Consider the following 21,101-nt stretch of genomic DNA (forward strand, 5'->3'; position numbering starts at 1 on the left):
CTAACAGCAAGTTTTTCATATAAACATAATGGTAGTGAACCTAATTTAATCCAATCTTTACTCAAACCTTCGACAAAAACAAACCTCATTATTTTGGGCATTTCTACTTAGGTAGTGACCTTTTTTGTTGTCCAATGCTTATGAAGATGATTATATTAAAAAATCGACAAAACCTTTGTGGTTTTTGTCGATTTTTACTTTTTATTTAGCGGCCCAAATATCAATTTCTATTTTAATATCAGGAAGTCCTAATGCAGTAATATAAGCGATTGTCATAGAAGGATAAGGATTGCCAAACATGGTTTCCCAGTGTTGATAGAAATCATCCCAATCAATTTCTTCTGTTGCCCAAATATTAGCTTTCACCACATTGTCTGCGTTTAGTCCTTCTGTTTCTAATATAATTTGGATGTTTTTTAATGTATTCTTAACCTGCTCAGTTAGTAGTGATGGTAATTCCCCGGTTTGCCCTACCCCAATCTGTCCGGATAATGCGTACATTGTTGCATCTTTAGGGATGATGGTCAGATGGCTGTAATTGCCAACAGGGCTAGGTACTTGGATTGGATTTTTACGTGTAATTCTACTTTTCATGTTCAATCTCCTCTAGGTTTTTATTTTTCTAAAAAAGGGCAGACTTCTCCCTATAAACTCAATTTTAGAAAAAAACAGCAGTTGAGAATCCAATACCCATACTTAAAAAACGCAATGATCTTTTTTTCATTTGGACTCTCCCCTTCCACCTAAAGTAGCTTTTACATTACCATATTTTTCATAAACAATCAAATCTCTTACTTATTTTCCTTTTTGGTAAAAATGCGCAATAACCCTAACAAATAAAATATAACACTTGTCACGATCGCATTATAAAATAACATAGAAATTGAAGTTGGACCCCATACTTTAATAAATTCCCAATTTACCCCTATTACAATTTTAGGGAACATCAATAAAAGTGTTAAAAATATTGCTACAACTAAAGAATGTATAATTAGGAAGAACGTCCTTTGTGCATTGAACGATACTCTAATTCGCTGTTTTTTAACAATCTTCCTCACCGTTGTTAGCAATAAAATACTTAAAAACATCACCAGTCCAACGACAATCACACACAAAAGCGTCATGATTTTATCTATCCTTTGTAAGTTGTCAGAATGATTATTGTTAACATTTTTCCCTTCCCACAGATCCATCACACCTTGACCAATAGCTGTTGTATAGCTCGAGTTCATATTGGACAGGACGGCCACTCCTAATTGTTCATCAGGCTGCATGATGAAATAAGATGTAAATGTTGGATTTTCACCTGCATGGAGGATATATTGTTTTTTGTCGCTTTCCATTACTCCCCATCCACTAGCGTAGTATGTATCCTTATCAAAAGGCTCTACAGACTGATCAGGAATATGCGATTCTTGAATTAATTTTTTATCAATAGAATAAATTTGGCTACTTTCTAACTGTAGTTTTAACCATTTCGCTATATCATTCGTGTTGCTTATCATATATCCAGCAGGTATATTTCCACGATAGATAGGCGGTGTGTAAGGCTGCTCTCTCATAAGTCCGATTTTATAACCAGACGCCATCTCATTAGAATTAACTTGATGAAGACCAACAAATGAATCATTCATATTGAGTGGCTCTAATATATGATGTTTGATATACACATCAAAGGGCTGTCTTGATACCTTTTCCACAATGAGTCCCAAAACATCATAATTGAGCGTTGCGTATTCAAATGAGCTACCTGGTTTTCGATCTAATGGCTGATCAAGTAATTTTCTCACAGTCAACTCAAGGGCATCACTTTCATTACTTTCAGGGATATTAGCTATAGTGATAGTTGGAATCCCACTTGTATGATATAGTAACTGATTAATCGTAATCGACTGTTGCTCCCCATTATATTTTAACTTCAACCATGGGATATACTTTTGGACATCATCAGATCGTTTTAACAATCCTTCCCTTTCCAATTGTAGAATGGCTAGTCCTGTAAATGCTTTCGATGTCGATCCAAGTTCAAATAATGTATCAGAAGTAACTGGTGTTTTGGACTTAACATCGGCATATCCGAAGCCTTTTTCATAGACCGTCTTCCCCTTTTCTACAATTACTAACGATATCCCTGGAATTTTACTAATCGCCATCTGCTCTTCGACAAATTGTTCAATTTTTTGAATTTTTTCATCTGAGTTTGCATTTACGATTATTGGCGAAAAACTATAAAACGCTACTATCATGGCTATCATAAACAGATAGATTTTGGATGATTTCATTTTCATTTCTCCTTTGGATCTATACTTTCAAAAAGTATCGCTAGGTATTAGCTAACAACATTGTTTACTATAACAGGCAATTAGTAGCGGAACCATCGTTCAACATGACTAAAAACGACACTACATGACAATTTTGTAACGTACAGGTCTTTTGCTACAAATCTGTATAGACGACCACATATTAGAAAGAGATCTTACGTAAACAAAAAAGACCAAGCTCAAAATTAATTGATGCATGGTCATCATCTTTTACGCAGCAAATTGCTGTGTTATCGTTTATTTTTAATCACAACTTCTGTAACAGTTAGTAATTTTCTTGGTTTAATATTATCCATGATAATATCCGCGATATCATTAGGATCCATTAAGTTCTTTGTACGTTCCTCCGAAAATATCCCGTCCCAAAACTCTGTTCTCATGCCACCCATGTATACAGCACATACATTAATGGCTGTTTCGTTTAATTCCAATGCTAGGCTCTCTGTAAATCCTTTAACTCCAAATTTACTTGCACAATAAACAGATTCCGTTACTTTCCCTTCTTTACCAGCTGTGGAAACTATATTGACGATCGTTCCTTCATTACGTTCTTTCATACCTTTTAACACTTCTTGTGTACAAAAAATTGTTCCTTTTAGATTAATATCAATCATTTGATGCACTGAATCTTCACTCAAGTTTTCAGCATTATCAAAATACCCAACACCAGCATTATTAATGAGTAATTGAATTGATCCAAATTCATCTTGTATAGTTTGAATGATCTGAGCGACCATTTGTTTTGAAGAAACATCAACCTCATAAATAGAATAACCATTGCTTAAAGTTTTAGCCGTTTCCTCAAGCTTTGATTTCGTTCTACCAAGCAAACAAATGTAATAGCCTAAACCTGAATATTTTTTTGCCAGTGCAGCACCTAATCCACTGCCAGCGCCTGTTATAACAACGATATTTTTGCTCAAATTTATCATCCTCTCTCGCAGTTAATTATAACAGAATAGAAATTTCTATCAATAAACGAGCGTTGAATTGTATGAGTTCCCTTGCCCTAGAACTGGCATGGTAAATCTCATAAATAGGATAAAGACATATCATTACTTATGTATAGTTACTAAAATACATGGATCCAGAATAGGTTTGCTTTCATATGTTTTCTTTTTATTTATAGCAAATTGATTCATATGTCTAAAGCATTACAATAGAGTTTGAATATTATGATTATGTAATCTGCAGATTATAAAACTTTTATTTCGCAAGGAGGTGAATTTCAAATGCCTTTGACTACAGGTCCAGTTGAAAATACAGGGAATCAACCAGCAAATGCAAATAGCGTTCGTATTAAAATTCTTAATCTCACTGGAGGTACGCTCACTGGAACAATCAGAGTTTTCAGACTGAATGGCACAAGACAACTACTATCAACAACTTCCTTTAGCGTAGGTGCAAATGCTTCTACTTTTTTCACTCGAGGTTTAGGACTCTCAGCACAATATGAAGTAGAAATTTCTCCAAATCAAACTGGCGGATTATTTAGTGTTTACGGGCTAACAGCTTCAGGTGTTATCATTACTGCCCAAAGATTTGTTAACTCAGAATTAACACAAATTCTTTAAGTGTTAGAACAGGATTTTTCATTTAAAGGTTAAAGTTAATTCAACACTTCCCTTTGTACCCACTCGAAATTTTTAAATATAATAGAAGAAAGTCACTTATTTTTATTTTTAAATGAGTGACTTCTTATTGTTCTAAGAAGATTTCTTTTCAACCTTGCTTGCTTATCTAAATATCCCGAATTGCTTGGATCATCTTTACGCTCAAGTCATTTCTTCTTTTTGTGAAAACCCCTCACTTGTACCCACTCAAAATTTATATATTAATAGAAGAAAGTCACTTATTTTTTAAATGAGTGACTTTTTATAGTTCTTATAAGGTTTCTTTTCAATCTTGCTTGCATATCTAAATATTCCTAATTACGTGGATCATCTTGACGCTCAAGTCATTACGTCTAATTTTTATTCATTTTTACGTATACAAGTTTCAAGTCATCTCGACTTCTTTCTATTAGTATTATTTTGTAATTTTTTGGGTATGCAATGCATATAATATTAATTAATATAAACGGCATACATTCATTGAATGAAGAATATAATTCTGGAGGGTGTTAAATGAATACAATTAAATCTTTAATTTTCCCCCAAGACTTGAATAGATTGACCAAAACTCTACTTAAAGAGGTTTGTAGTGATATGACTTTAGAAGCAACAGGTAATGTAAATGAACTAGCAAGTAGAGTATGGAACGCTTTTGAACGTATTGAAGGAGATGTTCTTACAACGATAAGCAATAATATTTTTACTGGGGCCGTTTCTTTAGTTTGGTATCGAACTACAAATCCAGCTGGTTTAACTGGGCTTAAACAAAGTATTATTAATAAAATGCCATTTAACCCTTTCGAAACAGTAATTACACCAAATTGCGAAAATGTTCCCATTGAACCTGCCATTATTGCTGCTACTGAAATCGATGGTTCACAAGCTTATTATTTAAGGTTTATTCATAGAACCGGGGTAAATGTAGATTACTTTTTAACTCATCGAAGAGAATACATTAAACATGAAATTACGACAGTTTATATTGATGAAGTTAAGGGAATAATTGAAGTACGAGCAAGTTCAGCAGTTGCAAAGAAAATTATTGCTGGATTAGCTAAAATTGTAGATGATGAATATGAATTCAAACAATATGATTTCTTACAGAAGTATGGCGGAACTCTTGAGCCTTTAGCTGATATTCTTCAAGGAAGGCTTATTGATGCTACAGGAAGACCAGCAGGATTAGTAAATACATTTGAAGAAACGCAAGGTAAATCTATTGTAAGAATACTTTCCGCAATTGATGAATACTATACTAATGGTGAATTATCAGCTCTTGAGCAAAACTTAAATAGCGAAGATATTACCAGTATTTTAGAAACAACACCTTTTACTTTGTTACTTTTAAGTGGTCTTGAAACAATAGGATTAGGAAGCATTAGAGAGTTAAGAGGCTTACCATTGTATAATTATTTAGAGCCTTATTTATCCAAACAAAAAGGATCAATACTATTTGAACATAGTGTTGGTGGTGTGGTACAAGAATATTCTATTCGAATTGGCGTAACTACAAAGACATTTAAGTTCAATGTATTTGCGTCTGAACATGTATTGGATTATATTAGAGAAAAATTGATTCTGCGAGGTAAAAGTTTTGAGCAATTTAAAACCATGGGAAATTTCTCAAAAAATAGATAATGCACTCGAAGCAATTGCTATAAGTAAAGTTGATAAATTTTACCATAGTTATATTGCAGAAATAACTGGCTTACCTCTTGGAGTAGTTATTGATAAATTATCTGAATTAGAAAAACAAGAAGCGCTCGTTATAGAATTAGAATTCCACTGTGAGGAATGTAGTAGAAGTATTTTAACCGCCAATAAACATGAATTGGAAAATATGGATTCACTTACTTGTAAGTATTGTGGGGCCGAAAATTGTTTTGATCCTTTAAACGCTATTCCAATCATCAAATTAAGTGAAGATTTCAAACAAAGTTTTTCTAAAAAAAAAATAATAACAAAAGGGCTAATGTCGGGTTAAGTAAAGAAAATAAACCTGAGAGTTTAAGAGAAATTATTGATATTTTAGCAAAAGAAAATTCTGGTCAATTATTAGATACAGTATCGAAACTCGGGCAAGTCACTATTATTTTAGGAGATGGTTATATGGGTGAATCTAGTAAATATGGTGGTTTAACTTTCGGAGAAAACAAAGGTAATATAACGATTGAGAACAACGGTACACTGAATCAAGGAATAGCTAGCCGATCTGATGATATTATTCTTGCGTTAAAACAACTTCACGAAGATATTCAATGCCTATCAGATGAACAACGAGAAATTGCAGAAGCGCATTTTGAACTCCTTCAAACTCATATAAACAATGGAGATAAAGAGAAAGCTAAAAAACCATTAGAGAAATTGACTGAAATACTTGGTGTAATTACCTCTCTTATAACTATTGCTTCTGCCTTAGGACTTGGAATTCCTTTAAAATAATAATTTATATGAGATTCAAAATTAAACTGCCCTTCAATTGTCGGACATAACTAACCCTAGGACACTAGGAGGTGCAATTTTTATGTGGAGAAATATAGTATATAACTATGGAATGATAAGCCTGACACACAGTCACGCTCAAGTATTTTGGACGCTTTCTCCACTTTACAATTGCCCTTTATTCTATAATTGTCATGTTATTAGATCCCTTTACATATATTAGTTTCGGGATAGCTTCTTTACATCGCCCCAAGCTGTAATCGCATTTTGCTATCCCACCACTTTTGTTAATTCCTTAGATCGGTAAGATTTTTGAAAAACAACTACCTATGGGGATTGAAGCTGGGACATAAGTATCCTTTCTCAGCAAAATAAAAAAGTCACATCAGAAAAGCGCGAGAAATCAACGTTAAAATTGATTTCTCGCGCTTTTTAAGGTTTTGACCAGTTACCTCCAATCCCCTTTCATTTAATCCTCATATTGTTTAGTAATAGAGGTATTAAAGTTCGCGTTATTGTGCTAATATTTACACAAATAAGAATATTAAAAGGAGACCTTTATGAATTCATATGAAACTAGAGTTAAAGAATTTTTAGACTCTAATAATGTAAAAGCTGAACACTTCGTATTTAATCAATCATGCCACTCCGTAAAAGAGGCTGCTGAAGCAGTTAATGGTTCGGAAGACGATTTTGTAAAAAATATTTGCATGATTGACTCAAATAATGAATTAATAGTTGCTATTGTAAAAGGAAACAATAGAGCTAGTACAACTCGTGTTGCCAAATCATTAAACATAGAAAAACCAAGACTTGCTAACGGAAATGAAATTATTGAACATACAGGTTTCCCCCCAGGTGGAGTTCCTTCGTTTGGTTTTCAAGCAAAGTTTTTAGTTGACCCCAAAGTAATAAATATGGATTACATATATACCGGTGGTGGTTCTGAGAACTCATTAGTTAAAATAAGTGTTCAAGACTTATTAAGAATCAATCAAGGTACTATCATTAAAGTAAGTAAATAGCAGTGCAAAACAACCGTATAAAATGACGGTTGTTTTGCATTGTAAGAACAACATACTCTTCTCTACTGCACATTTTCTTTCTGTTGCCCAAGCGGCTCATCAGACGCCCCTAGGAAGCTCTGCTCTGTGCGAAAGCAAAGCGTCAGCACCAAAGCGTTAAGTCGGAACGGAAATTAACCACACGTTATGATGATGAGCCTAAAAGGCAGAAACATTTTCCAATTATAATCGTTTATTACTTTGTAAAGGAGATATGAAAAAGTTCAGTTTACTTAATCTAGGAAGTCTTGTTCTTGGAATAATCGCTTGACTATTACCAATCGGAAATCTTTTGCATTCTAATAAGCAAGTTCATAATAATGGGATAATAATTTGTATGTTGAGCTACAGTGCTTGTACGACATCGATAAGTTTCCAGTTATTTTATTATGACCAACTAGTGAAAATTGAGGATTGGACTGCTCTTATGGATACATCAGGAAGTACAGTTGTTGCTGTAACCATCCTGCTCATCGGTACGATTCTCTTAAATATTTTAACTATAATTGTACATCGTATTAAAAAAGAAACCTATATTCGTAAACGGAGTGAAAAAATGTACAGAAATAACCGTTCCTACTACATAGTTGCTATAACAAATATAATTATTGTTTGTTTAGCCCAAATTTTTTACCAGTCACTACTTGAAGAATCAATAAATATTGCAATTTTTGAATTTTTGATTTTCCCTTTACTTTTTGTACTTATCAATTTTTTTCTTTGGTTTAGCCAATTCAAACTAGAATTTTATGAACACACATTATTTGCCTATCTAGCCTTCTTTGTTTACGTCATTGTATCTTCTATATTGAAATTAGTAATCATAGGACCTGCTCAAGAACTACCTCCAGGCGAAATCGTATTAGGGGCAGATTTGATAATGATTCTTGCCATCTCAATAATACAGTGTCTAATTTTACTGTTTTTAAATTTCATTTGTTATATAGGTTATCGAATCTTTGGAACTCAAAAAAAATAATAATTATTTCCAAATAAAGAATGATACGGGATCAGTAATTTTCCTTAATATAGAAAAGTAAATTACTGATAAACACCCTAATTCCTTTCTATCAGCAGCGAATAATTAATCATCAAGCTTTAACGATCTGTACTTCAATCCTGCGTATACTTATCTTATTCTAACTTATTACTCAATTTGTACTTCCACCATTTCCACTTCGCCATCTTTTGTTATTTTATCTGTCCCAGATTCTTTATTTGTTTTATTTCCCATTGCACATAATAAGCATTATTTTTTACCTCTACGAATACAAAATATTGTAACGGCAAATTTATTAATTAGTTCCATCAATATGTGTTACAATTTTCACGAAATTCATTATGAGGTGATATTATGGAGAGTAATAAATTAGTCTGCAAGGCTTGTGGTTACGACTCTTTTGCAACTGGTCAACTTGGTCATGGTAGTTTTACTACAGATAGTAATATTAGGCCTATAGGATCTTTAATTGCTTCTGGTTCCCCCCTCATTTTGTCATTTTGCAAAAATTGTGGGGAAGTAACTTCAATCAAAGTTGCTAAGCCCGAAAAATTCAAATAATCAGTTTATTATGGTCACTTTCAGCCGAGTGACCCTTTTCCCTCATACTTGTTCATTAGTTTTTATTTCCCTTTTTACTAAGATAACTTATACTTCATAGTAACGAAAGGGAAGATTTTCAATGAACAACAGTTTAATATCAAAATTAAAAGCCTTTGCAAAAAAATTAAAACAAAATTTATTTGTACTTTATCTGTCCTATAAAGATCCCAGAACACCATGGTATGCTAAGCTTGTGGCAATGTTCGTAGTTGCATATGCTTTTAGCCCAATAGATTTAATTCCAGATTTCATTCCAGTTCTAGGATATCTAGATGATTTAATAATTGTACCTTTTGGAATTATCCTCGCTTTAAAATTAATTCCTCCACATGTAATTGAGGATAATAAAGAAGCTGCTGAGAGGTTGAAACTATCTGCAAAACCAAAGAATTGGTTTGTTGGAATACTTTTTATAATTATCTGGATTATCTTTGCTGCTTGGATTAGTAAAATTATTATTCAACATATTTAAAGAAATGTGCAGCAAAATTTTTCCTCCCTTGCTGCACATGTTCTTTCAAGTATTCACTAAGAGAGCCTCATTCAAAATGCATTTACTAAGGCTCTCTATTATAAACCTCACTTACATATGATACGGTTCACCGAAACTAACTAACCTGCTTAATTAGCTCAATAAGAAAAGCTGCCTTTGACTTCGGCAGCTTGATCTTAAACTCTTGCCTTCGATAGTAGAACAAAACGAGCCTAACCTTTTTGTTACTTCACCTAAATTTATCCTTATTTATCGTAAGTGTTTCTTGTAAGATTGAGCTTTGGCATATAAGTACCTCCACCTGCTACCGTTTCTTTTGTTTCAACATCATAAATTGCATATCTTCCTCTAAATTCTTTTTCTGTGTCTTTAAAGGAATAAAAGAAATAAACTTGCCTATCAGGGCTAACAGTCTGATGGTAGTTAATATCTATATCAGGGTAGGAGCGAAGAATATTTCCATCCAAAGTTATATAATTTAATCTTTCTACCTCTTTAAACAATAACTTTTTTCTAATACTTACAGATGCATCAGGCATTTCTTTAAAAAGAACCGTATCCAAATGGATTTGCTGTTCCTTTGACCGTTGCTTATATCTTTGATAAACCTCCTGATGTACAGGATACTTTAAGTCCCTTAATGCCTGGTAAAATTCATCTACAGTTTCATCAAAAACTTTTTCCTTATTTACAGGATATAAATATTCAATTTTATCTGAAGGTGTAGATTGTGAATAAACAGAATTTCCTATTAACATGGAAAGACTGCACGAAAATATAAACGTAGACAAACTAATTAAGAATGGATTTTTCATATAGGTTACTCCCTTTTTAAAAGTAACGTACCCTAAATGTTCTTTAACTATCCTCCCTCTATAAACATTGATGTATCAACGGTTTCCACCACTCAGTGATGAAGAAAAAATATTTTTCCACTTGATTTATTAATCGTATTTTTAATTTATAGTTATAATTTACATTCTGAGTGTACGCTTCGCTAAAACTAATGGAAATCATTAGCTTTTTAATCCACTATGTGATGTATAATGGATCTCTGCGTTACTTATGACGACGTACCCTCCCCATCCAGTAGTGACCTATAGGCTCAATCCCTATTATTTCTTCAGTTCTCTTAGTTCCTTCATCGTTTGAAGAATCTTTTCATACAAGTTTTCGAAGCCTTCTTTCGATTGATGTACCGCAAAGGCTTTTTCTATTATTCACCCGCGTTCATCGACAAAGCATGCGTAATGAATACGCTTTGCAATATCTATACCGACAACGAGTGTATTTTCAGTAACTTGATTAAATTTATTATTCCATTTAAAATGCATAAAGGAGTCCTCCTTGTTTGATGATGGGTCAATGGTCGTTGACACTCATGCATCATACTAGAGAGCTCCTTTTCTTTTCAAGACCTTGAATATCCTTCAAACAGGACAGGAATGCTGCTCCGTTAGAATAATAAGAAAAAGAGCTACCTAAGCAGCTCAATGACCTTCAGTAAAGTATTCGATTAGTTCTTTAAGACTTATTCTAACCTTTTTGTTTTTGGTATTACTCTGACGGTATGAGATTCTCCAACCATTGTAAAAATACTTCCTCTGTATTTTCATTGACGTCTATCTGAATCCATCGTTTATCTTTTGGTATTCGACTGTACCAACTTAGTTCTTTAACGTTAAAATGTTGTTTTCCATTGTCACTGTATTCTTGTAAGAAAAGTATCTTTTTATCTTCATTATCTAAATAATAACAATAACCTTCATAATATACCCCTAGAACCCAAGCATATGGATGCTCGTGTTTTTCTTTACATAAGGACACATTTCCGTTTAAAGCTTTGAAGATGTTTAAGAATTTAGATAAATATTCTTTCTTCACTGGGATGACAGGACAAGCGTAAATAGGCTCTCTATATGTGAGACCAGTATACTGTTCCTCTATCCTTACATCACAATATCTATCTTCTTGAAAGCCTTCCCTGTTCATATCCCTTAAATAGTATTGACCATACTTATTTAGGATTTTCAAAATATGTTTAGATGGAGGTAATACATCACCGTATAAAATCATTACTTTTGTCACCATAAATTCATGATCATTCTCGTTTCTGTCCAATATTTACTTTTAATCACTATAAGAAATCTAATCATTAAATGCTGAATTTGATAATATCATACGAACAAATTAGTAAGCTAACCTGCTTCGTCGTAAAGATAATTCAATTTCTTTCATGGGAGTTGAATTAACGATTGGGATTACGGTCAATAAACTCATCGATTTCATCCGATAACATAAAAACAAGGTGAAAATAATCTTTTTCTGTCATTGGACCTTCAACTCTCCACTTTTGCATTTCTTTATAGTGGAAATCATAAAAATAACCCACCAAATCATGTCTCGATACTCCCTGTTTCTTTGCCATATCCGAAATAGAAAGTCCCTTTTTCCAATATTTTTTATATTGATCAAGACTTATTCCCAAAAATTTAGATATTGCATCATAATCGTATTTGACATGGTAAACTATAGTTCCTTCGTCACTTTTCCCTTGTTCTTGTTCATTTTTTTCCGCATGGACTACTAATGAATAAAATAAAGCTAAGGTAAAGAAAAGAAGTAATCCTTTAAAAATAGACTTCAATATCGAACCTCCTTTTTCTTTATTGTGTGAGGTTTTTGATATGTTATGTCCATCGTTTAAAAAACTTAAATATGCAATAGTAAACAAGCCTGCGCAGTTAGTTGACCCTATTAACTACCTAAAATGATGGATATCTCTAACTTATTATTAACCTAAATCGTCCGATAGCTTATATTGAATAAAAATGAAATATTTGGTTGAGATAAATTAATCTTTTACGAACAAAATAAACATAAAAAAGGAGATGCAAAAATGAAAAAAATTATTATAGTTCCTTATTTTTTTCACTACTATTACCCAATATCCAAGAAGCAGTCCTTTGGTGTATCTATAAGAAATAAAAATTATAAATTTGGAAATAATAGGAACAAGTTTTATGTTTTTAGTAACCCTCGAAGTCACTCCAGTTTTAGGTGCACATAACTCAGTAGGAAGAGACCAACTAACGTTTTCTATAAATCCAAATGAAATCAAGCTTAAAGATTTTAAACACATGGAAAATTTTGGACTTCCACCGCATTTACAAAATATCATAAAGAAAAAGTAAATGATTAATGATTAGAATTTTTGGATTCACTTCCCATTTTTTGGGTTTTTTATTCCTAACCTTCAAGTAATTTAGCCAATATCTTCAATTATTCTGCCTGTTAGTTCAACAATGAATTATAATGATCTTTTACAAAAATCCCTATATTCCGTAATACTTTTTATAAAAATTCAGGACTTCTTCTACATTATAATCCTCAAAATCTTCTTTACATTTCCGTAAATAGCTTAATTCTTCCTTTGCCTCTAAAGTATTCATTTTTTTGAGAAAACCCATTGTCTTTTCCAATCCTGCACCACATAATAGTTGAACATCAACATAGCCATGTGTATCAAAGTCCTTTTCCTTTGCTCTCCAAATTAACAGCGTATCGTCAACACATCCTAAAGCAAATAATTGAATACATAGTGTTTTTAAGTATTCATTATCTTCAGATGATTCATTCTCTATTTCTTCTTTTAATAAATTTCTGATTCTATCAACAAAATCTATCTTAGGTACTAAACCAAAATTTTTTAAAAGTTCTTCAGTTTTATCCATAAATCACAGTTCCCCCTGTTTTCCATTTGATGAACTAAATTCTCCTAATTCATTGTACTCCTTCTTGAACTAACCTTCCCGTTAGCCATCCATGAAGCGCAATTGTAGTCACTCCTATCAAATTTGTTACAGAATTTAAAAAACAATATCGTTGAAGTAAATTTTCTTACGTTACCTTGTTTTGGCCTTGACATTCCACCTTTTAACATAGGTGTGCTAATATTTTTGAGAACCTCAAACCCTGAGCTGTAGCGTGTGACGACGCTACGGCTTTTTATTTTATAATCTTATCCATTCAACTTTAAAAGAATCTAGCTCACCATCTTCATCAATCAAACAGTGTTCCGCGTAACCAATTTGATCAACAATTTTGCCATCTTCGTCATTAAAGCTGGTGGTCTCGTATAAAAGCAGCTTTAAGTGGAACTTCAGCAGAAGCACCTGTTAAAAAGTTAAAACTAACAAATAGTATTAATAATAATACCCTAATTGCCATTAATCACATCTCCATTTAATAGGATGTCTTGACGAATGACAAATATTCGACCAGTGAGCCTAACAATATCTGGCACCAATCAGTGACAAATAAATCATTTTGTCCACGAGTGTTTACGTCACGTGGTTCTATAATAAATAGTCGTTACTTTCCACCGCTTCCATATTGAACAACCTCCATCGTTAGCTCAAAAGCGATTGCTCTTATTGCAATCGCGCCCGTTTGTTGAATTAGGAAATTCCTCTTAAGGTTACAGAGTAGGTCTGTCCTTTTGCGTTAATCCTCGTCAATGATGTAAGAAAAAGAAACGTTATTCCAAAGCCAATCTCGGAAAAAAGACTCTTATTTCTTCCATCCTACCGCTATATCATTAGAGGGGAATTCAATAACCAATTTAATTTGAGGTGAATAAATATATCTGCCCCAATTTCTAACTTCTTCAATTCTGTGTATAATTCTAATCAGTTTTGTTTTAATAACATGTTGATAGTTAAGGTCAATAATATAGCATATTTCATTATTTACATTATGATTTTTAATGACTAGTTCTGCTAATGCACCTTCATAGTCAACAAAGTTAGAAAATAAAGTTTTGTAAAACATCAGTGTCCATTCAATTCCATTTCTGTAAAATGGAAATTCTTTGAATAATTCATCAGTAATTTTTTTTGAATCCTCTTTTGATAATATTTCTACTTTCTCTTCAGAACCAGTATTCGGAAATAACTCTTTAACTTCCTCTAAAACAGTTTCGTATTCTCTTTTTTCCTGTTCTTTAATTCCTTTTTGTTTTTGCTTGTCTAGCAACTCTTTTAAACGTTCCTTTTTATCCTTCACCATATTCACCTAACTATTTTGTTTATTATATTTGATAGTATATCAATTCCACCTCTCACTAACCTCCCCCGTTATTTCAATAAAAAAAGAGCTGCATATGCAACTCTTTGATCTTCAAGTAAATGTATCCGTTAGTTCAGAAAGTTCTACACTATCGGGTCTAGTAGTAAGTTTGTTTTAGGTTTTGCATTTGTTCCTTTTGCTGCAACAACGCATTACTTGTCCTGTAGCGTTTTTTTACAAAAGATAAAATGATCATTAGGGTTCCAAACGTGTAGATGATCAGCACAATATCCTCGAAGCCACAAAACACCGTTAATTCGTCTTAGGTAGAAGCCTTTCGGAAACTCATCATCTTCAGTTAGTATCTCTGATGCTATTGTGATGGAGCCTGATGGAGCTTGTTGTTGCTTTAAAGGATTTCCTGAATTACCCTCAAGCTGATCCAGATACTCCATCCTTAGATGCGGTCCCAGCTCAAGTGGACACAATTTCAACCCAAGTTCATCAGCTTTTTTAAAGATTCGATTCGTATTAGCTCCATCAGGAAAGCCAAGATTTCCAACAGTTAGTTCAACAGTCTGCAGGCTGTACTTCTTATTAGAAGTCGTAAATTTATCATCAGCAAATAACTTCTCTCCATACTCATTCATCAAAATAGAGTACTGTTGCAATTTCTGAATAAGCTGTGATTTAGTAAGTCCGCCAACTTCCACTATTCTGGTGATAAATGGACAATGAGGATATATTTCACCATCGTTTTCAAAGTGCAATGTATTCACTCCTATCTAATTTGTTACTGAATTTGAAAAAACAATAAAGAAGATTATATTTAATCATTTACAAAACCCATAATCCCCTTGTTCAACTGTAAGCCCGTAATCAAATAACGCATATAAATAGCCAGGCACCTCCGGTACGATTGATATGTATCAAAATTAGAGGAGGTGCTTCTTTATGTCAACTACCAAACTAACAATTGTCCCTGTGACACTAGATCCGATCACTGACAACTCTTCATCAACAACTTCACCACAAAACTCTCCTGAGCCGAGCTGCATCATTAAAACAACTAGTGCTGAAATTTCCTTCTTTAATGGCGTAGATGAGCACATCATCCAAACGATCCTGAAGGAGTTGAATAATCAATGAAGCAAGATTTTACGAGCGTGCAGAACATCTACATTATTTGCGGTAAGACCGATATGCGTAAAGGTATCGACGGTCTCGCAGCACTCATTCAGGATTCTTTTAAACTCGATCCATATAGTGATTCCATCTTCTTATTTTCTGGAACGAGTAAAGACCGTTATAAATGTTTGTATTTTGATGGAGATGGCTTCGCCATACTTTATAAACGATTAGATAATGGCAAACTGCAATGGCCAAAAGATGAAAAGGAAGTACGTAACCTTTCACAAAAGGAACTTCGCTGGCTTTTAGAAGGTTTATCGCTTCAGCAACCAAAAGCGATTATGAAATCTGCAAAAGGTGTCTTTTAAATCTTTTCACCAAAGTGGTATAATCATCCATGACTTATACTGAACGAAATGTGGTGAATACAGTGGGTAACGTATCTTCTGACCAAAATGAACGATTCATTCAATTACTTGAGCAACAATTGGCTCATTCAAATCAGCAAAATAATGAACTGACAAAGAAGTTGGATCAATCATTGAAACAAATCGAAGTGCTAACAGAACAAGTTCGCCAATTAACCAAGGCTTTATACGGTTCAAAATCGGAAAAATCAAAGTATCAAGCACCAGACGGACAAGCTTCTTTATTCGATGACGATGCGTCTTTTAACGAATCTGAGCACACAGAAGAACAAAGCACAGCGACGATTACTTACACTGTTAACCGTAAACTACATAAGAAAAAACGGAATGATTCTTTTCATGAAGGGATTGAAATAGAAGAAATTCATCATCACCCCACCAATACACAATGCGACTGTTGCCTTGGCCAAATGACCGAAGCCGGTACAACTATTGCGCGTGAAGAAGCAAAATTCATTCCGGCAAAAATGATGCGCATCCAGCATATTGAACATGCCTACGAGTGCAAGCACTGTAAAATGGATGCCACACAAAAAGCACAAATGAAACGTGGGAAAGCCCCACAAGCTGCCATTCAGCGAAGCATTGCGGGGCCTACCGTTCTAGCAAAACTCATCTATAATAAGTTCGTCCAATACTTACCTCTTTACCGTCAGGTAAAGGAGTGGGAACGATATGGCCTGCTTACGAATGATAAGAACTTATCAAACTGGGTGATCCGTGTAGCTGAAGATTGGCTTCTACCGGTTTATGAACAGATGAAGCAGATATTAACAGCAAAATCTGTTCTACATGTGGATGAAACCTATGCGCAAATAATCAATCGTTCAGACGGAAAATCCGGTCAATCGAACGCCTATAATTGGGTGTCCCAAAGTGTGCCAAGTCAAGGGCCGATCATCGTTCTTTTCCAAAGCGCTTTATCGAGAAGCCGTTCTGTATTAGCAGACTTTATAGCTGGTTTTCAAGGAACTGTGATTTGTGATGGTTATTCTGCATACGGGAATCTACCTGATGTCACGTTCGCCAACTGTTGGGCGCATGTGCGACGCTATTGGCTGAAAGCTGATAGCAAAAACGGGCAAATTGGCGTGGATTACTGTGATCAACTGTTTCACCTAGAACGTCAATTCAAGCATCTTTCACCAGGTAAACGCCGAAAATCACGGCAAAAACATTCAAAGCCGATTGTAGAGAAGTTTCTAAAATGGGTAGACGAATCGCCTTTCTTTGGGAAAAATGCGCTCGCAAAAGCTGCAGAATACACATTAAATCGTGTACACGGATTAAAGGCTTTTCTATTCGATGGTCGAATTGAAATCGATAATAATCCGGCTGAAAATGCGATTCGTCCAAATGTGATTGGTCGTAAGAACTGGCTTTTCTCTGTTAGTGAAGCAGGCGCTAAAGCGAATGCCATCTGTTTAAGTTTGGCTGAAACGGCAAAAGCAAACGGCATCGATTTCTATCAATACCTAGTGACGTTAATGACAGAATTGCCAAATTTACCGATTCATCAGCAGCCAGAGATTTTAAATAATTACATGCCTTGGTCGAAAAAAATCCAAGCCACATGTGCAAAATAGCCATCTATCCGAAAAAATTCAGGGTAGATGGCCATTAGTCGTGCGTACCGAGAAGGTGCGCTTATTTTTTTTATATTTCGGGCTTACGTTCAACTAAACTTAAATGTTAGGAAGAAAGGAAGAAAACAGACTAAAAAGAAGCAACCTTTTGGCTACTTCATCATCTGAACTAAAATATTGTTTCTTACTTTACATTAATGGTTACCCAAAATGATGAATTAATAGAATCGAATTTTATTTTACAGTCATCTATATAGTTTGTTCAGCTGGTGTACTTCATTAGTTACTTCTTAAGAAAATCAACGATCATTTTCTTTTCACGCTTTGGCAACATATGCATGTGTCCGCACCCTTTTAGCATATGAACTGTGTTATTTGGTATGATTCTTTTTGCTCTTGGTAATACTTTTCTCGCGGGAAATAAACAATCTTTTTCTCCTGCCATAATAAGTGTCGGTGCTTTACACTGTTGCATTAATCTCTCATTCACATTGGATGGCATCCCTACTTTTGTTTTCACATGATCAAAACTATCTTTCACCATATCCAAAGTATCTTTATCAAGAACTTCTTCTTTAAGAGCCATAAATAAAGCCGTTTCTTTTATATACTTTTCTATCTTTGTTAGTTTATATTTGAGTAGTGGTATCATCATTTTCACGGTACTGATTGGAAAGGCATTATTAATACCTGATGGCACAATTAATACGGATTTTTCTATCTTTTCCGGTGCGAAACACATCAGTTTTGCCAAAACTCCACCTCCAAACGAAACCCCAAAACAAGCTATTTTATCAAATCCAAGTCCTATTATAACGTCATTTGCCCACTTTCCATAATCATAATTTCTAGGAGAGAGGCTCACTTCATCGCTTTTTCCAGGGTGACCAATAATATCAACGCCATAGATGTGAAAATCCTTAAGCAAGAATCTATACATTAGTAAATTATAGGCAGTCGTACTATTCCCGCCATGAAATACAAGCAATGGTTCACCTGATAGATTGCCAGTTTCAATGATATGGGTTCTTCCAAAACGAGTATGAACGTAAACATCCTTACATGAATAATCCAATTTATTCAATTGAGCTTCATAAAGCTTTAAAGACATTTCTCTTCCCGATTGTGTTTTGTATATACTCATCTGGTCCTCTCCCTCCTATCATTGAATATTGCAGCGTTTTTAAACCAATCTTTTCTTTTTACATCTAACTGTGTTAAATCAGATTTTTCACCTAAAAGATATGCTGTGATAATTTCCTTACTTAGAATCATACAGTTTACATATTCATAGATCCCTATATTAGAATTTCTTGAATTCCCATGTGAAGCAGCGTTATTCCGAAGTCTAACTAATTTACCGCAATAATCAACCTCCCTCTCCAATTTTAAAAAAAGGAGGGTATTTTTAATTTTTCTACGTTGCGTTAATATTCCTTCTAACATCGGAACTATCAAGTTATTAATATCATCATCTTTTCCTTCCTCTTTAAATTCTTCATCAAATAATTCCTTGAGTAAATTAGGCATTACTGAAGATATGGCATCGTTAAAATCTTTTTGATGATGATTTTTGTAAACATCATTAGAAATTAATTTAATAGGTTTGTATACAGATAAAATGCTTCTTCATACAACTCAAGTTCTGATAACTTTAAAGAGCGAGAATAATAATGTAGAGATTTTTTGATAAGTTTTTGTTTCTTAGATTCCGTCTCAAATAACAGAGTTAGAGCATTATTTATTTTAATTATGTTTTTGTTTTTAGTTTCGTTAGAATGGATCCAATTGGTCATTGGTAAATTTTTCGTTTCTGAGATCATATAACTGGTAGTAATAGTTAAATCTATATTGTACATAAAATTTAATAAATCTATCATAAAACGTATATCTTTATTCGCTTTTTCTTTATCTTCTACATCTACATAAATAGATAAAGTATTTATAGAACCTGAACGATTAGTACTCCATTCACTTAGTAGATAAAAATTATGTATTTTAAACAAATTATTACGAGGTAACTTGATTAAAATCTTATTATCACTTAAATCTTCTAATTTTAATGTTGTGACAAACATTTTTATCCTCCCCAAATAATGAAAAGTTAAAATTCCAACCTCCAGAAAATTATACAACATTTAACAAAAACAAAGAACTGATGGTAGATTCTGTCTTTAAATAGTTTTCTCTACAGTAATATGTGTATGTCTTCATTCCATATTAGATGCTATCCATAAAGGGCATAAACCAATTCGAGCTGTAGCGTCTGATCAAGCTGTGGCTATTTTAAATGTATCAGTAACTTTAATTTGCATACACTAATATTGAGTGTATCGCACGCATTTAGAAAGGCTGTGGCGTTGGTTGACCGCCGTGGCTTTTTTTATGTATAAATAAACAAACTGTGTATTTATATTGTCATGAAGTTTTCTCTTGATTTAAAGCAACAGCTTTTCCCTTCGCTGTTGCTTTTTTTATTTTTTAACTAACTTTTCTCAAAACGTTCAAAACATAAGTTTTTCCATAACGGCCCAGACTTTATTGCATGTTGTATCACATTTATTTCGATTAAGCGTTTTGAATCGTTCGTTTTGAGTACCACGCCTTACTAAACGAAACCCTCTTGCTTCAAGATCAGCAATAGCAATATCTAACTCTGTGTCGTTTTTCCGCTGTATTGGTGGTAATCTAAATACGCCATTATGTGCTGATAAACGATTGAACATTAAATCCATCTCCTTGAGAAAATATTCAGCTTATCGTGAGCAACATTGCCATATTTTATTCTGTGAATATCTATGGATTTTTGGTTATTAAATATAGTTTGTTGATTCAGTAATTTTTCAAATCAGAAAAAATCTAAGGATAATAAAACATTTTCTGAACAGACTAAATTCGGGAGGTGAAATCCATGCCAAATAATAACAACAACCAATACGTTAACCAAATCAAACAACAAATCCAACAAGCAGAAGCTAACAAAAATCAAGCATCCGGTCGATTCGCAACTCCGAATGCAATGAACTCAATGAACGAAGAATTCGGGACTGAGACTGATGTTAACCAAGTCAGACAACAAATCCAACAAGCAGAAGCTAACAAATACCAAGCTTCTGGTAGCAATGCAAATAATGGTTACGATAACAATACAAATTAAGTTGATTGATCCTAAACCGGCAACCTTTTTTGCCGGTTTTTTGTTTTCACCTGCTGAACACTGAAAGTTGCTTACGCAGAAGTTTATAAGAAGTTATGAGGGAGGATTCTCCCCTTCTTATTCAACTAACGGTGCAGGTTAGTTAAATTCATAAAAAAACGCCATCCTTTCTTATAATTCCTACAGAAAGAAT

General features: G+C 33.6%; 26 protein-coding genes and 1 pseudogene. 13 read left to right on the forward strand and 14 right to left on the reverse strand.

All coding sequences use genetic code 11. The annotated features are described in order from the left end of the window. Positions 1-201: 201 nt before the first annotated feature. The 3 genes from AB9L17_RS13125 to AB9L17_RS13135 form a co-directional block, all read right to left on the reverse strand. A complete protein-coding gene (locus AB9L17_RS13125) occupies positions 202-594 on the reverse strand; it encodes a RidA family protein (RefSeq protein ID WP_223554251.1) in 393 nt (130 codons plus the stop codon). Between the two features lie 197 nt (positions 595-791). Further along, positions 792-2,288 (reverse strand): serine hydrolase domain-containing protein, encoded by a 1,497-nt coding sequence (locus tag AB9L17_RS13130; RefSeq protein WP_375199218.1) that lies wholly within the window; start codon positions 2,286-2,288, stop codon positions 792-794. 263 nt (positions 2,289-2,551) lie between these two features. After that, a complete protein-coding gene (locus AB9L17_RS13135) occupies positions 2,552-3,253 on the reverse strand; it encodes an SDR family oxidoreductase (RefSeq protein ID WP_068984389.1) in 702 nt (233 codons plus the stop codon). 300 nt (positions 3,254-3,553) lie between these two features. Between AB9L17_RS13135 and AB9L17_RS13140 the strand changes: the two genes are divergently transcribed. From AB9L17_RS13140 to AB9L17_RS13175, 8 genes are all read left to right on the forward strand, one after another. Then, positions 3,554-3,895: an ATPase gene (locus tag AB9L17_RS13140; RefSeq protein ID WP_068984390.1), complete on the forward strand. Its 342-nt coding sequence runs from the start codon at positions 3,554-3,556 to the stop codon at positions 3,893-3,895. A gap of 552 nt (positions 3,896-4,447) precedes the next feature. Further along, entirely contained in the window at positions 4,448-5,572 is a 1,125-nt protein-coding gene (locus tag AB9L17_RS13145; RefSeq protein WP_068984391.1) for a hypothetical protein, read from the forward strand. Next, positions 5,529-5,918 (forward strand): hypothetical protein, encoded by a 390-nt coding sequence (locus tag AB9L17_RS13150; RefSeq protein ID WP_068984392.1) that lies wholly within the window; start codon positions 5,529-5,531, stop codon positions 5,916-5,918. The genes AB9L17_RS13145 and AB9L17_RS13150 overlap by 44 nt, the downstream gene beginning before the upstream one ends. Before the next feature lie 125 nt (positions 5,919-6,043). Then, a complete protein-coding gene (locus tag AB9L17_RS13155) occupies positions 6,044-6,376 on the forward strand; it encodes a hypothetical protein (RefSeq protein WP_068984393.1) in 333 nt (110 codons plus the stop codon). A gap of 560 nt (positions 6,377-6,936) precedes the next feature. Beyond that, the gene (locus AB9L17_RS13160; RefSeq protein ID WP_068984394.1) at positions 6,937-7,401 is read left to right on the forward strand and encodes an aminoacyl-tRNA deacylase; all 465 of its coding nucleotides are present in this window, start codon (positions 6,937-6,939) and stop codon (positions 7,399-7,401) included. 466 nt (positions 7,402-7,867) lie between these two features. Next, entirely contained in the window at positions 7,868-8,419 is a 552-nt protein-coding gene (locus tag AB9L17_RS13165) for a hypothetical protein (RefSeq protein ID WP_223554255.1), read from the forward strand. A 375-nt stretch (positions 8,420-8,794) separates the two neighbouring features. Next, on the forward strand, positions 8,795-9,001 hold the full coding sequence (locus tag AB9L17_RS13170; protein WP_375199219.1) for a hypothetical protein: 207 nt from the start codon (positions 8,795-8,797) through the stop codon (positions 8,999-9,001). 121 nt (positions 9,002-9,122) lie between these two features. Continuing rightward, the gene (locus AB9L17_RS13175; RefSeq protein WP_068984397.1) at positions 9,123-9,515 is read left to right on the forward strand and encodes a YkvA family protein; all 393 of its coding nucleotides are present in this window, start codon (positions 9,123-9,125) and stop codon (positions 9,513-9,515) included. Between the two features lie 266 nt (positions 9,516-9,781). On the opposite strand, the gene AB9L17_RS13180 is transcribed toward AB9L17_RS13175, so the two are convergent. The 4 genes and pseudogenes from AB9L17_RS13180 to AB9L17_RS13190 all read right to left on the reverse strand — a co-directional run bounded on the left by AB9L17_RS13180 (position 9,782) and on the right by AB9L17_RS13190 (position 12,183). Further along, positions 9,782-10,351 carry a hypothetical protein gene (locus AB9L17_RS13180; RefSeq protein WP_068984398.1) on the reverse strand — a complete coding sequence of 190 codons (570 nt, stop codon included), beginning with the start codon at positions 10,349-10,351 and terminating at the stop codon, positions 9,782-9,784. Between the two features lie 268 nt (positions 10,352-10,619). Continuing rightward, a pseudogene (locus tag AB9L17_RS25370) lies at positions 10,620-10,870 on the reverse strand (IS110 family transposase); the annotation flags it as partial. 223 nt (positions 10,871-11,093) lie between these two features. Then, positions 11,094-11,657: a hypothetical protein gene (locus AB9L17_RS13185; RefSeq protein ID WP_375199220.1), complete on the reverse strand. Its 564-nt coding sequence runs from the start codon at positions 11,655-11,657 to the stop codon at positions 11,094-11,096. Between the two features lie 127 nt (positions 11,658-11,784). Further along, a complete protein-coding gene (locus AB9L17_RS13190) occupies positions 11,785-12,183 on the reverse strand; it encodes a hypothetical protein (RefSeq protein WP_375199221.1) in 399 nt (132 codons plus the stop codon). Positions 12,184-12,529: 346 nt separating this feature from the next. On the opposite strand from AB9L17_RS13190, the gene AB9L17_RS13195 reads away from it, so the two are divergent. Continuing rightward, positions 12,530-12,730 carry a DUF3888 domain-containing protein gene (locus AB9L17_RS13195; protein WP_368072741.1) on the forward strand — a complete coding sequence of 67 codons (201 nt, stop codon included), beginning with the start codon at positions 12,530-12,532 and terminating at the stop codon, positions 12,728-12,730. Positions 12,731-12,871: 141 nt separating this feature from the next. Here AB9L17_RS13195 and AB9L17_RS13200 read toward each other — a convergent pair whose 3' ends face one another. From AB9L17_RS13200 to AB9L17_RS13210, 3 genes are all read right to left on the reverse strand, one after another. Beyond that, on the reverse strand, positions 12,872-13,270 hold the full coding sequence (locus AB9L17_RS13200) for a hypothetical protein (protein ID WP_068984401.1): 399 nt from the start codon (positions 13,268-13,270) through the stop codon (positions 12,872-12,874). Positions 13,271-14,108: 838 nt separating this feature from the next. Beyond that, positions 14,109-14,603, reverse strand: a complete 495-nt coding sequence (locus AB9L17_RS13205; RefSeq protein WP_223555468.1) for a hypothetical protein — start codon at positions 14,601-14,603, stop codon at positions 14,109-14,111. Between the two features lie 215 nt (positions 14,604-14,818). Next, positions 14,819-15,376, reverse strand: a complete 558-nt coding sequence (locus tag AB9L17_RS13210; RefSeq protein WP_068984403.1) for a helicase — start codon at positions 15,374-15,376, stop codon at positions 14,819-14,821. Positions 15,377-15,560: 184 nt separating this feature from the next. Between AB9L17_RS13210 and AB9L17_RS13215 the strand changes: the two genes are divergently transcribed. From AB9L17_RS13215 to tnpC, 3 genes are read left to right on the forward strand one after another with little or no spacing between them, the layout of a single operon-like run. Then, positions 15,561-15,755, forward strand: coding sequence for a hypothetical protein (locus AB9L17_RS13215; RefSeq protein ID WP_068984461.1), 195 nt, complete (start codon positions 15,561-15,563; stop codon positions 15,753-15,755). Beyond that, positions 15,752-16,105, forward strand: a complete 354-nt coding sequence (gene tnpB / locus AB9L17_RS13220) for an IS66 family insertion sequence element accessory protein TnpB (protein WP_068984462.1) — start codon at positions 15,752-15,754, stop codon at positions 16,103-16,105. The genes AB9L17_RS13215 and tnpB overlap by 4 nt, the downstream gene beginning before the upstream one ends. 29 nt (positions 16,106-16,134) lie before the next feature. Continuing rightward, on the forward strand, positions 16,135-17,751 hold the full coding sequence (tnpC, locus tag AB9L17_RS13225; RefSeq protein ID WP_068984463.1) for an IS66 family transposase: 1,617 nt from the start codon (positions 16,135-16,137) through the stop codon (positions 17,749-17,751). A gap of 283 nt (positions 17,752-18,034) precedes the next feature. Here tnpC and AB9L17_RS13230 read toward each other — a convergent pair whose 3' ends face one another. From AB9L17_RS13230 to AB9L17_RS13245, 4 genes are all read right to left on the reverse strand, one after another. Then, positions 18,035-18,895 (reverse strand): alpha/beta fold hydrolase, encoded by an 861-nt coding sequence (locus AB9L17_RS13230; protein WP_375199222.1) that lies wholly within the window; start codon positions 18,893-18,895, stop codon positions 18,035-18,037. Beyond that, complete coding sequence (locus AB9L17_RS13235) at positions 18,892-19,281, reverse strand: hypothetical protein (RefSeq protein WP_375199223.1); 390 nt, start codon at positions 19,279-19,281, stop codon at positions 18,892-18,894. Before AB9L17_RS13235 ends, AB9L17_RS13230 begins: the two co-directional genes overlap by 4 nt. Before the next feature lie 62 nt (positions 19,282-19,343). Beyond that, a complete protein-coding gene (locus tag AB9L17_RS13240) occupies positions 19,344-19,829 on the reverse strand; it encodes a hypothetical protein (RefSeq protein WP_375199224.1) in 486 nt (161 codons plus the stop codon). A 426-nt stretch (positions 19,830-20,255) separates the two neighbouring features. Beyond that, positions 20,256-20,477, reverse strand: a complete 222-nt coding sequence (locus AB9L17_RS13245; protein WP_068984407.1) for a hypothetical protein — start codon at positions 20,475-20,477, stop codon at positions 20,256-20,258. A 185-nt stretch (positions 20,478-20,662) separates the two neighbouring features. Between AB9L17_RS13245 and AB9L17_RS13250 the strand changes: the two genes are divergently transcribed. Further along, entirely contained in the window at positions 20,663-20,908 is a 246-nt protein-coding gene (locus tag AB9L17_RS13250) for a gamma-type small acid-soluble spore protein (RefSeq protein WP_083226976.1), read from the forward strand. Positions 20,909-21,101: the final 193 nt, after the last annotated feature.

The sequence above is a fragment of the Lysinibacillus sp. RS11 genome, from assembly GCF_042019215.1.
Classification (GTDB): domain Bacteria; phylum Bacillota; class Bacilli; order Bacillales_A; family Planococcaceae; genus Lysinibacillus; species Lysinibacillus xylanilyticus_A.